The organism is Rhodococcus sp. BUPNP1 (assembly GCF_002215235.1).
Classification (GTDB): Bacteria; Actinomycetota; Actinomycetes; order Mycobacteriales; family Mycobacteriaceae; genus Rhodococcus.
The window spans coordinates 306,423-320,251 of sequence record NZ_NERM01000003.1 but is presented as its reverse complement, the minus strand read 5'-3'; the positions used below and the strand labels follow the sequence as shown (position 1 = coordinate 320,251).

Sequence of the window (13,829 nt, the reverse complement as noted above, 5' to 3'; positions counted from 1 at the left end):
TCGGCCGACGCGACGACCACACGCCCACCGGAGACCAGCGCGGACCAGAACTCCCACACCGACAGGTCGAACGTCGCCACCGTCTTCAACAACACCGCATCATCGGCACCGAGACCGAAATGCTCACGCTTCCACACCAACTGGTTGACGATCGCCGCATGCGGCACCGCCACACCCTTCGGCCGGCCCGTCGAACCCGACGTGAAGATCACATACGCCGTGTTCGACGCACGCAGCGGCGCAATCCGCTCGGTATCGGTCACCGGCGACGCGGACAGCTCGGACAGATCCAGGCTGTCGAGGAACAGGGTGGGGACAGACTTCTCCCCCGGTGCCGTGAACTCGTCGCGTTCGGTGGACAGCACCACCACCGGAGCAGCCGTGTCGAGGATGTACGCGTTGCGATCGTCCGGCTGGTCCGGATCCACCGGCACATAGACGCCACCGGCCTTGACCACCGCATACATACCGACCAGCAACTCGACCGAACGACGCATCGCCAACGCCACCGTCGACTCCGGACCCACACCCTCCCAGATCAACCTGCGCGCAAGACGATTGACCCGCGCATCGAACTCCGCATAGGTCAGCGACTCGCCCTCGAACACCAACGCCGTCGCATCCGGCACCCGCGAAACCTGCTCGTCGAACAGATCCACCAAGGTGGCAGAGGCGGTGGGGTGCGCGGTGTCGTTCCACGCCTCGAGCACTCGCGCGGTTTCCGCGGTGTCGAGGAGAGGCAGATCGCCGACCGGCAGGGCCGGGTCGTCGACCACGGCGTCGAGCACGCGGATGAACCGGGCGGCGAACTCCGCGACCGTCGATTCGTCGAACAGATCGGTCGCGTAGGTGAAGTAGCCGGTGATGCCCGTGGGCGTGCCGTCGTCGCTGTAGCGGTCGGTGACGATCAGGTGCAGGTCGAACTGCGAGATCTCCATGTCGGCGTCGAGACCGGCGATGGTGAGACCGGGGAGTTCGAGTGCGGCCTGCGCGAGGTTCTGGAACGACAGACCCACCTGGAACAGCGGGTGCCGTGCCGTGGACCGTGCGGGGTTGAGCACCTCGACGAGCCGCTCGAACGGCACGTCGGCGTTCGCGAACGCGCCGAGGTCGGCCTCACGGGTCCGTCCCAGCAGCTCGGTGAACGACGCGTCCGACTCGACGTGGGTCCGGAACACCAGCGTGTTGACGAACATGCCGATCAGGTCGTCGAGTTCGCGCTCGCCGCGACCGGCCATCGGCGTGCCGATCGCGATGTCGTCGCTCGAGGACATGCGTGCGAGGAACACCGCGAGCGCGGTGTGCAGCACCATGAACATCGTGGTGTTCGTGCGCCGGCCGAGGTCGGCGAGGCGCCGGTGGAGGTCGGCCTCCACCGTGAAGTCGACGCGGCCGCCCCGGAACGACTGGACCGCGGGACGCGGCCGGTCGCTCGGGAGATCGAGCTGGTCGGGCAGGCCGGCGAGCGCCTGTTTCCAGTACTCGACCTGCTCGGCGGCGAGCGATTCGGGATCGTCCTCGTCGCCGAGCACCGCGCGCTGCCAGATGGCGAAGTCGGCGTACTGCACCGACAGCGGCTCCCACGCGGGGGCATCGCCCTGCGACCGCGCGACGTAGGCCGTCATGAGGTCGCGCGTGAGCGGCCCCATCGACGAGCCGTCGGCGGAGATGTGGTGGACCACGAAGGCGAGGACGTAGTCGGATTCACGGACCCGGAACAGTCGCGCGCTCAGCGGCACGGCCGTAGTGACGTCGAAGATCGTCGCCGCGAGTTCCTGGACGGCGGCGACGATGTCCGCTTCCGGCACGTCCACCGGAGTGAGGTCGGGAACCGCCTGCGCGGCCGGAACGATGACCTGGACGGGACCGTCCTCGGTTTCCGGGTAGAAGGTGCGCAGCGATTCGTGGCGGGCCACGACGTCGCCGACTGCGGCCTGCAGCGCGTCGACGTCGAGATCGCCGGTGAGCCGGATCGCGATCGGCACGTTGTAGGCCGACGATTCGGTGTCGAAGCGGTTGAGGAACCACATGCGCTGCTGCGCGAGCGACAACGGGATGCGTGCGGGCCGCTCGACGGCTTCGAGAGGCCGGCGGTCGTCGCCGCGCTGCGACTCGACCGCACCGGCGAGCGATTCGACGGTGGTGTTCTCGAAGAGGGCGCGCACCGGAACCTTCGCACCGAGTGCGGCTCCGAGCCGGGAGGCCACCTGGGTGGCGAGCAGCGAGTTGCCGCCGAGTTCGAAGAAGTCGTCGTCGAGACCGACCCGTTCGACGCCGAGCACCTCGGCGAAGACCGCGGCGACGGCCTGCTCGGCCGGCGTGACGGGGGTTCGGAACTCACGGGTCTCGAAGACCGGCTCGGGCAGGGCCCTGCGGTCGAGCTTGCCGTTGACGTTCAGCGGCAACGCGTCGAGCGTCACGAACGCCGACGGGACCATGTACGAGGGCACCTGCGTCGCCAGGTCGCTCCTGACCGTCGCCACGTCCAGGGTGTCGGCTTCGGTGGGCACGACGTAGGCGACGAGCTGGGTGCCGACCCGCTCGTCCTCCCGGGCGATCACCGCGACATCACGCAGCGCATCCATCGCACGCAGGGCGGACTCGATCTCACCGAGCTCGATGCGGAAACCACGCACCTTCACCTGGAAGTCCGTGCGCGACAGGTAATCCAGCTGCCCGTCACGGGTCCACCGCACCAGGTCGCCCGTGCGGTACAAGCGTTCTCCGTCACCGAACGGCGAGGCGACGAACCGCTCCGCGCTCAGATCCGGGCGCCCGAAGTAACCACGCGCCAACTGTGTGCCCGCGAGGTAGAGCTCACCGGCGACACCGGCCGGAACCGGATGCAGACGCTCGTCGAGCACGTAGACACGGGTGTTCCACTCGGGCACACCGATCGGCACCGACGCACCCGAGGTGTCGGTGACATCACCGGCGGTGACCGACACCGCGGCCTCGGTCGGACCGTACAGGTTCACCAACCGGGCGGCGTTGTGCTCGACGAACCGCCTCGCGGTGGCCGGCGGGAGGGCCTCACCGATCGCCAACACCTGTCGCAGGGACGGCGTGAGGGTGCCGCCCGCATCGACCATCAGAGCCTCGAGCATCGACGGCACCACATGCAGCGTCGTCACCGACTGCTCGGTCAGCAACCGGTTCAGATAGGCCGGATCGCGGTGACCGTCCGCCGACGCGATGACCACCCGGCCGCCGGAGACCAGCGCGGACCAGAACTCCCATACCGACAGGTCGAACGTCGCGACCGTCTTCAACAACACCGCATCATCGGCACCGAGACCGAAATGCTCACGCTTCCACAGCAACTGGTTGACGATCGCCGCGTGCGGCACCGCCACACCCTTCGGCCGACCCGTCGAACCCGACGTGAAGATCACATACGCCGTGTTCGTCGCACGCAGCGGCGCGACCCGCTCGGTATCGGCCACCGGCGCCGCGGACAGTTCGGACAGATCCAGGGTGTCGAGCAGCAGGGTGGGGACAGACCTCTCCCCCGGTGCCGTGAACTCGTCGCGCTCGGCGGACAGGATCACCACCGGAGCAGCGGTGTCGAGGATGTAGGCGTTGCGATCGTCCGGCTGATCGGGATCGACCGGCACGTAGACGCCACCGGCCTTGACCACCGCATACATACCGACGAGCAACTCGACGGAACGACGCATCGCCAGCGCCACCGTCGACTCCGGACCCACACCCTCCGAGATCAACCTGCGCGCAAGACGATTGACCCGCGCATCGAACTCCGCATAGGTCAGCAACTCACCCTCGAACACCAACGCCGTCGCATCCGGCACCCGCGAAACCTGCTCGTCGAACAGATCCACCAGGGTCGACGTCTGCTCGACCGCACGGTCGGTGGCGTTCCACGACTCGAGGATCTCGACCCGCTCCGATCCGTCGAGCATGTCGATGTCGCCGACGGCCGTGGCCGGGTCGGTGACGATCGCCTCGAGGACACGCACGAAGCGCTGCGCGAAGCCCTCGACCGTCGACTCGTCGAACAGATCGGTCGCGTACGTGAAGGTGGCGTCGATGACGTCGGGCGCACCGTCGTCGTAGTGGTCGAACACCGTGAGTTGCAGGTCGGTCTTGGCGAGCTGCAGCTCGAAATCGGTGGAGCTCACCGTCAGGCCGGGCAGTTCGAGCTGGGTACGCGCCAGGTTCTGGAACGACAGACCCACCTGGAAGAGCGGGTTGCGGGCGGTCGAGCGCACCGGGTTCAGCACTTCCACCAGGCGTTCGAACGGCACGTCGGCGTTCGCGAAGGCACCGAGGTCGGTCTCACGGGTGCCTTCGAGGAGTCGCTCGAAGGACTGGGCCGGGTCGACGTCGCTGCGGAAGACCAGCGTGTTGACGAACATGCCGATCAGGTCGTCGAGCTCGCGCTCGCCGCGACCGGCGATCGGGGTGCCGATCGCGATGTCGCGGGTACCCGAGAGCCGCGCCAGCAGGGTCGCGAAGGCCGCGTTGACGACCATGAACAACGTCGCGTTCTTCGACCGCGCGAGGTCCTGCAGGCCGCGGTGCAGTTCGGGCGAAATCGTGAACTGCAACGATTCGCCGCGGAAGCTCTGGCTCGGCGGACGCGGGCGGTCGGACGGGAGATCGAGCTGGTCGGGCAGGCCGGCGAGGGCCTGCTTCCAGTACTCGACCTGCTTCGCGGCCAGCGATTCCGGATCGTCCTCGCTGCCGAGCACCTCGCGCTGCCACAGCGCGTAGTCGGCGTACTGCACGGGCAGCGGCTCCCATGCCGGGGCGTCGCCGTGCGAGCGCGCCGCATAGGCCGTCATCAGGTCGCGGGTCAGCGGGCCGACCGACGCGCCGTCGGCCGACACGTGGTGCACGACCAGCGCGAGGATGTGCTCGTCGTCGCTGACGCGGAAGATGCGCACCGCGACGGGCACCTCGGAGGTCACGTCGAAGGTCGTCGACATGAAGGCGACGATCTCGGGTTCGAGTTCGGCCTCCGCGACCTCGCGCACGACGAGTTCGGGCAGCGCACCGTCGAGCGGGAGCACCACCTGGTGCGGGCCCTCCGGCGAATCCGGGTAGATGGTGCGGAGCGATTCGTGCCGCGCGATGACGTCGCGTGCTGCCGCACGGAGTGCCTCGACGTCGAGGGTACCGACGAGCCGCACGGCGATCGGGATGTTGTCGACCGCGGAGGACGCCGTGTCGAACTGGTTGAGGAACCAGTAGCGCTGCTGCGCGAGCGACAGCGGAACCCGGTCGGGTCGTTCGGTGGCGACGAGGGGCCGGCGCGGACCGCCGGAGACCCCGCGTTCGAGGCGCGCCGCAAGCTCTTCCACGGTGGAGGCCTCGAACAGCAGGCGCAGCGGCACGGTGGCGTTCAGCGCGGCACCGATGCGGGAGACCACCTGGGTGGCGATGAGCGAGTTGCCGCCAAGGGCGAAGAAGTCGTCGTCGAGGCCGACGCGGTCGACACCGAGGACCTCGGAGTAGATCGACGCCACGACCTGCTCGGTGGACGTGGTGGGAGCGCGGAACTCCTTGACCTCGAAGACCGGGTCGGGCAGTGCCTTGCGGTCGAGCTTGCCGGACGCACCGAGCGGCATGGCGTCGAGGAGCACGTAGGTGGCGGGCACCATGTAGGCCGGCAACTGTGCGGACAGTGCCGCACCGGCCGCCACCTGATCGAAGGTCGCACCGGCCTGCGGGACGACGTAGGCGACGAGCTGGTCCTGACGGACGAGCACGACGGCCTGATCGACCTCGTCGAGGGCGAGCAGCGCGGTCTCGATCTCACCGAGTTCGATGCGCAGACCGCGGAGCTTGACCTGGAAGTCCGTGCGGCCGATGTAGTCGAGTTCGCCGGCCCCCTCCGTCCAGCGCACGAGGTCGCCGGTGCGGTACAACCGCTCACCGTCGCCGAACGGCGAGGCGACGAAGCGCTCGGCAGTGAGGTCGGGGCGCTGCATGTACCCGCGCGCGAGCTGGGTGCCCGCGAGATAGAGCTCTCCCGCGACCCCCACGGGCACGGGTGCGAGACGCTCGTCGAGGACGTAGACGCGGGTGTTCCACACGGGGGCACCGATCGGCACGGAGACCGTGTCGGCGTCGGTGGCCTCGTGGTAGGTCACGTCGACGGCCGCCTCGGTGGGGCCGTAGAGGTTGTGCAGGCCGGCGTCGGACAGCAGTGCCCGCGTGCGTGCGGCCAGTGCGGGCGGGAGCGCCTCACCGGAGGCGAAGACGTGGCGGAGCGACGTGAGTTCGTCGGCCGACGCCTCGGCGACGAACACCGCGAGCATCGACGGCACGAAGTGCACGACGGTCACGCCGCGGCGCTCGATCACCGAGGTCAGGTACCGCGGATCGCGGTGACCGTCCGGCACGGCGACCACCAGTCGGGCACCGATCTGCAAGGGCCAGAAGAACTCCCACACCGACACATCGAAGGTGAAGGGGGTCTTCTGCAGCACCACGTCGGCGCCGGTGAGCGGGTACTCGTGCTGCATCCAGCGCAGGCGGTTGACGATCGCGCCGTGCGGCACCGCCACACCCTTCGGCCGTCCGGTGGACCCGGACGTGAAGATGACGTAGGCGGTGTTCGACGCCCGCAGCGGGGACGTCCGCTCGGCGTCGGTGACGGGATCGGACGCCGTCGCGGACAGGTCGAGGGTGTCGACGAGCAGGCTCGGGACGGACCTCTCCCCCGGCACGGAGAATCCGTCGCGAGCGGTGGTCAGCACCACCACGGGAGCGGCGGTGTCGAGGATGTAGCCGTTGCGATCGTCCGGCTGGTCCGGGTCGATCGGCACGTAGGCACCACCGGCGGTGACGACCGCGTACATGCCGACCAGCAGATCGAGCGAGCGACGCATCGCCAGACCCACCCGCGCGTCGGGGCCGACGCCGAGTGAGATCAGGTGCCGCGCAAGACGGTTCACACGCTCGGAGAACTCGCCGTAGGTCAGCGACTCGCCCTCGAACTCCACCGCGACCGCATCCGGCGACCGCCGGACCTGCTCGGCGAACAGATCGACGAGGGTCGAGGTGCCGTCGAGCGCGTGGTCGGTGTCGTTCCACTGCTCGAGGACCTGCACGCGTTCGGCGTCGTCGAGCAGGTCGACATCACCGATCGCGGCGGAGAGATCACCGGTGACCGCATCGAGGAGACGGACGAAGCGCTCGGCGATGCGCTCGACGGTGCGGGTGTCGAACAGATCGGTGGCGTAGGTCAGGCCCACCGAGTACTCGGCGGCACCGGTCGCGGTCGGCGTCTCGGTGACGACGAACTGGAGGTCGAACTTGGCGGTCGCGATGTCGAGGTCGACGGCCTCGACGGTCAGCCGCGGAAGTTCGAGCGTGCCGGTCTCGAGGTTCTGGAACGACAGCATCACCTGGAACAGCGGGTGGCGTGCGGTGGAGCGCTCAGGGTTGAGCACCTCCACGAGTCGTTCGAACGGCAGGTCGGCGTGACCGAACGCTTCGAGGTCGGCGCCGCGTACCCGGCCGAGCACCTGCTCGAACGACTCGCCACCCTCCACCCGGGTGCGCAGCACCAGAGTGTTGACGAACATGCCCACCAGGTCGTCGAGCGCCGCGTCGCCACGACCGGCCACCGGGGTGCCGATCGCGATGTCGTCGGTGCCCGACAGCCGCGCCAGCAGCACGGCCAGCGCGGCGTGCACCACCATGAACGGGGTCGCGTTGCGTTCGCGGGCGAGCGTGACGATGCGGTCGTGCAGCGTCTCGTCGATGGTGAACTCGTGCAGGGCACCCCGGTTGGTGGCGACGGCAGGGCGCGGGTGGTCGGCCGGCAGGTCGAGTTGCTCGGGCAGACCCGCGAGCGTCTCCCGCCAGAAACCGACCTGCGAGGAGATGACCGACTCCGGATCGTCCTCCGAGCCGAGCACCTCCCGCTGCCAGATCGCGAAGTCGGCGTACTGCACCTGCAGCGGCTCCCAGCCGGGTTCGCCGCCGGCGGCGCGGGCCGCGTAGGCGGAGACGATGTCGCGGGTGAGCGGGCCCATCGAGAAACCGTCGGCGGCGATGTGGTGCACGACGAGCGCGAGCACGTGTTCGGTCGCCGACACCGCGAACAGCTGCGCCCGGAAGGGTGCCTGCGTGGAGACGTCGAAGCCGGACGAGACGAGATCGGTGATGCTCTGCACCAACTGCGTCTCGGTGACGTCGACCGGCGTGAGGTCGGGTTCGACCTCGGACACCGGGAGCACCTGCTGGTAGCCCACACCGTCGACGTCTGGGTAGATCGTCCGCAACGACTCGTGCCGGCCGAGCACGTCGACCACCGCGGAGCGCAGCGCCTCGACGTCCAGAGCGCCGGTCAACCGGATCGCGCCGGGGATGTTGTTGACGGCCGATTCCGGTTCGAAGCGGTTGAGGAACCACATCCGCTGCTGCGCGAGCGACAGCGGGACCCGCTCGGGACGTTCCTGTGCGACGAGCGGCGTGCGGCCCTGGGCCTCACTCTGCTCGACGCGGGCGGCGAGGGCGGCCACACCCGGCGCCTCGAACAGGACACGAACGGGTACAACGGTTCCCAGTTCGGAGCCGAGGCGCGCGACGACTTGCGTCGCGATGAGCGAGTTGCCGCCGAGGGCGAAGAAGTCGTCGTCGAGCCCGACACGGTCGACACCGAGGACGTCGGCGAACACGCCGGCGACGACCTCCTCGACCGGGGTCGTGGGTGCACGGAAGCCGCGAGCCTCGAAGACCGGGTCGGGAAGCGCCTTCCGGTCGACCTTGCCCGAACTGCCGAGCGGCATCTCGTCGAGGACCACGAACTGCGACGGCACCATGTAGGCCGGGAGCACCGCGCCCAGCGCGGCCTGCGCACCGTCGCGGTCGAAGGTCGTGTTCGGGGCCGGAACCACGTAGGCGACGAGCTGATCGTGCCGCACCTGCGCGGCGGCCTGCGACACCCCGGTGTGGTCGAGCAGTGCGGTCTCGATCTCGCCGAGTTCGATGCGCAGACCGCGGAGCTTGACCTGGAAGTCGGTGCGGCCGAGATACTCGAGATCGCCGCTGCGGTCGTTGCTCCAGCGCACGAGGTCGCCTGTGCGGTACAGACGCTCACCCTCGCCGAAGGGCGAGGCGACGAAACGCTCGGCGGTCAGATCGGGGCGGCCGACGTAACCGCGCGCCACCTGCACGCCCGCGAGATACAGCTCACCCACGACACCGGCGGGAACCGGCGACAGTCGCGAGTCGAGTACGTAGGCGCGGGTGTTCCACACCGGAGCACCCATCGCGACGGAGCCACCCGTCGTTCCTGCGACCGGGCGGGCGGTGGCGTGCACCGTGGCCTCGGTGGGGCCGTAGAGGTTGTGGAGCTCGGCGTCGCTGATCCGGGAGAACTGCTGGGCCACCGACAGCGGGAAGGCCTCACCGGCGACGAGCACGGTGCGCAGCGACGCGCAGTCGTCGGACGATACCGACGCTGCGAACACCGCGAGCATCGACGGGACGAAGGAGGTCGCCGTCACCGCGCGCTCGCGGATGACGGTGCCGAGATAGGCGGTGTCGCGGTGACCGTCCGGGACCGCGATCACCATGCGCGCACCGACGGCGAGGGTGCCGAAGAGTTCCCACACCGACACGTCGAAGGTGAACGGGGTCTTCTGCAGCACCACATCGCCGGGGCCGATCCCGTATTCGGTGGTGATCCACCGGATCTGGTTGACGACCGAGGCATGGGCGACCGCCACACCCTTCGGGCGTCCCGTCGAACCGGAGGTGAAGATCGAGTACGCGGTGTTCGACGGCCGCAACGGCGAGAGTCGGTCGGCGTCGGTGACCGGCTCGGCCGGTGTCGCGGACAGGTCGAGGCCGTCGATCGCGAGCGACGGCACCGATGCCGTGGCCGGCACGGAGAATCCGTCGCGTTCGGTGGTCAGCACCACCACGGGCGCGGCCGTGTCGAGGATGTACCCGTTGCGATCGTCGGGCTGATCCGGATCGATCGGCACGTAGGCACCACCGGCCGTGACGACCGCGTACATACCGACGAGCAGATCCAGCGAGCGGCGCATCGCCAGACCCACCGAGGACTCCGGCCCGACACCGAGCGAGATCAGGTGTCGTGCAAGACGGTTCACACGCTCGGAGAACTCGCCGTAGGTCAGCGACTCGCCCTCGAACTCCACCGCGACCGCGTCCGGCGACCGCCGTACCTGCTCGGCGAACAGATCGACGAGGGTCCCGGCGTCGCCGAGTTCGTGCTCGGTGTCGTTCCACGTGGCGAGCACATCGGTGCGCTCGGCATCGTCGAGCAGCGCGACATCACCGACCGGGAGTGCGGGTTCGGTCACGACCGCGGTGAGGATCCGGGTCAGGCGCTCGGCGAAGGACTCCATCGTCCGGGCGTCGAACAGATCGGTGGCATAGGTGAGGTCGACGAGATAACCCTCGGCGGTCAGGTCGTCCGAGACGGTGATCTGCAGGTCGAACTTCGCCAGTGCCGCGTCGACGTCGAGCGCCGAGACGGTCAGGCCGGGCAGTTCGAGGGAGTCGGCGTCGAGGTTCTGGAACGCGAGGAGCACCTGGAACAGCGGGTGCCGTGCCGTCGACCGTTCGGGGTCGATGATCTCGACGAGCCGCTCGAACGGCAGGTCGGCCTGCCCGAACGCTTCGAGGTCGGCGCCGCGCACCCGGCCGAGCACCTGCTCGAACGACTCGCCGCCCTCGACCCTGGTGCGCAGCACGAGGGTGTTGACGAACATGCCCACCAGGTCGTCGAGCGCCGCGTCGCCACGACCGGCCACCGGAGTGCCGATCGCGATGTCGTCGGTGCCCGACAGACGCGCCAGCAGCACCGCCAGTGCCGCGTGCACGACCATGAACTCGGTGGTGGAGGTGCGACGGGCGAGATCGCGGACGGCGGAACGGAGTTCGGAGTCCAGGACGAACCGGTGCGAGGCACCGCGGTAGCTCGCGACCGCCGGTCGCGGACGGTCCGCCGGCAGGTCGAGCTGCTCGGGCAGACCGGCGAGGGTCTCCCGCCAGAACGCGACCTGCGAGGAGATGATCGACTCCGGATCGTCCTCCGAGCCGAGCACCTCCCGCTGCCAGATGGCAAAGTCGGCGTACTGCACCGCGAGCGGCTCCCACTGCGGGGCGTCGCCCGAGACGCGTGCGGCGTAGGCCGTCACGACGTCGCGGGTCAGCGGACCCATCGAGAAACCGTCGGACGCGATGTGGTGCACGACCAGCACCAGCACGTGCTCGGCCGCGGTCCCGGTCTCGGTGACGGCGAACAACCGGGCCCGGAAGGGGACCTGCGTCGTCACGTCGAAGCCGGTGCCGACGATCTCGGTGGCCCGGGCGATCAGATCGGACTCGGCCACCGGGACCGGCGTCAGGTCGGGCACCACCTCGTCCACCGGCAGCACCTGCTGATAGCCCACACCGTCGACGTCCGGGTAGATCGTCCGCAGCGACTCGTGCCGGCCGAGCACGTCGGTCACCGCGGCCTGCAGGGCCGCCGCGTCGAGTGCCCCCGACAGGCGGATCGCCACGGGGATGTTGTTGACCGCCGATTCGGGCTCGAATCGGTTGAGGAACCACATCCGCTGCTGCGCGAGCGACAACGGCACCAGTTCCGGACGCACCTGCGGGACCAGCGGTGCGCGTCCGTCGCCGCCCGAGGCCATGGCGGCGTCGACGAGCGAGGCGAGTTCGGCCGCTGTCGGGGCATCGAAGAACTCGCGGACGTCGATGCGGACCTTGTGATCGGCGCTGAGCCGCGCGACGACCCGCGTCGCGCTCAGGGAGTTGCCGCCGAGTTCGAAGAAGTCGTCGTCGACACCGAGCTGCTCGATGCCGAGGACCTGCTCGAAAGCGGCGACGACGGCGTGCTCGGTGGCCGTCGACGGTGCGCGGTACTCGCGCTGCAGGGAGCTGAAATCCGGTGCGGGCAAGGCCTTCCGGTCGAGCTTGCCGCTTCCGCCGAGTGGGAACTCGTCGAGTTCGACGAACAGCGACGGCACCATGTAGTCGGGCAGGCGCCGGCGCACGGCGTCGGCGAGCTCGGACCGTTCGATGTCGCGGCCGTCGGTGACGAGATAGGCGACGAGGTGGTCGCCGAGCGCGGGGTCGGAGTGCACGACGACGACCGACTGCCGCACGCCCGGGTGGTCGAGCAGCGCCGATTCGATCTCGCCGAGTTCGATGCGCAGACCGCGCAGCTTCACCTGGAAGTCGGTGCGGCCGATGTACTCGATCTGCCCGTCCTCGTTCGTCTTCACGAGGTCGCCGGTGCGGTACATGCGGTCGCCGGGCTCGCCGAACGGGTCGGCGACGAAGCGATCGGAGGTCAGATCGGGGCGACGGAGGTAGCCGCGCGCGAGCTGGACGCCCGCGAGGTAGAGCTCACCCTCGACACCGTCCGGGACGGGACGCAGGCCCTCGTCGAGGACGTAGAGGCCGGTGTCGGCCACGGCGGCACCGATCGGCACGACGGTGTCGTCGGCGGAGGTCGCGAAGTAGGTGACGTCGACCGCGGCCTCGGTGGGCCCGTAGAGGTTGTGCAGACGCGCCGAGGAGATCTCGTAGAAGCGGGCGACGGTCTGCGGCGGCAGCGCCTCACCGGACGCGAAGACGTAGCGGAGGGTGCTCACCGACGCGGCGGTGGGCTCGGTGAGGTAGACGGCGAGCATCGACGGCACGAAGTGCGCGATCGTCACGCCGCGTTCGATCATCGTCTGCGCGAGGTAGGCGGGGTCGCGGTGCCCGTCCGGCACGGCGATCGTGAGGCGGGCACCCACCTGCAGGGGCCAGAAGAACTCCCAGACCGACACGTCGAAGGTGAACGGCGTCTTCTGCAGCACCACGTCGTCGGCGCGCATCCCGTACTCGGACTGGCGCCAGTCGATGTTCGCGACGATCGCCCGGTGCTCGACGGCGACGCCCTTGGGTCGTCCCGTCGAACCGGACGTGAAGATGACGTAGGCGAGGTGATCGGCCGTGAGCGCGCCGCGGCGCTCCTCCGGACTGATCGGATCGCCGGAGATCTCGGACAGGTCGAGGGTGTCGATCGTCAGCGCCGGGACGGAACCGGGGAGATCGACGGCGTCGCGCTCGGTGGTGACGACGGCGACCGGCTCGGCGATCTCGAGGACGTAGGCGAGGCGGTCGGCCGGATGGTCGGGGTCGAGCGGCACGTAGGCGCCACCGGCCTTGACGATCGCGTACATGCCGACCAGCAGATCGAACGACCGGCGGACGGCGAGACCGACACGTGCGTCGGGGCCCACACCGAGACCGATGAGGTGACGTGAGAGACGGTTGGCGCGGGCATCGAATTCGCGGTAGGTCAGGGCCTGCCCGTCGAACTCGAGAGCGACCGCATCGGGGGTCCGCGCCACCTGGGCGTCGAAACGCGCCACGAGTGTGTCGGGATCGACCGTGGCCGGTGCTGCTGCATCGTCGCCGAGGACCTCGACGGCGTCGGCCAGCAGGGCGTCGACCACCCCCGCGAGACCCGGAGCACCCAGCAGAGCGGGCGCGATGTTCGACAGGACGACCGGGAACAGCGCGTCGAAACCGAGCGCGCCACCCATGGCGGTGTCGAGCGTGGCGATCTCGTCGCGCAGGCGCGCGTAGCCGATACGGGTGTCTCCGTCGGTGAGGGCGACGCGGTCGGGTTCGATCTCCGCGACGGCGGCGAGCAACCGGGGAAGGTCCTCGATCGCCAGCGCCGGCTTGCCCGCCATGTCACCCGTCATCTACGTCAGCCTCCTGAAATAACCTGCGCTCGGCATCGCGCTGTGCACGCGACACCGCCCCCCGCTGCCACCCGGCACCGTACTGGCCGGGCAGTCGAACGA

1 protein-coding gene (only partly in view) is annotated in these 13,829 nt (G+C 69.3%); it reads right to left on the bottom strand.

What is annotated here, in order from left to right; all coding sequences use genetic code 11:
• Window positions 1-13,727, bottom strand: partial view of a non-ribosomal peptide synthetase gene (locus B9C99_RS04950; RefSeq protein ID WP_088897118.1) — the 5' end (the start) only. The gene continues 15,853 nt to the left of window position 1, outside the view; only the first 13,727 of its 29,580 coding nucleotides appear in the window; it begins with the start codon at window positions 13,725-13,727; its stop codon lies off the left edge, out of view.
• Between the last annotated feature and the right edge of the window lie 102 nt (window positions 13,728-13,829).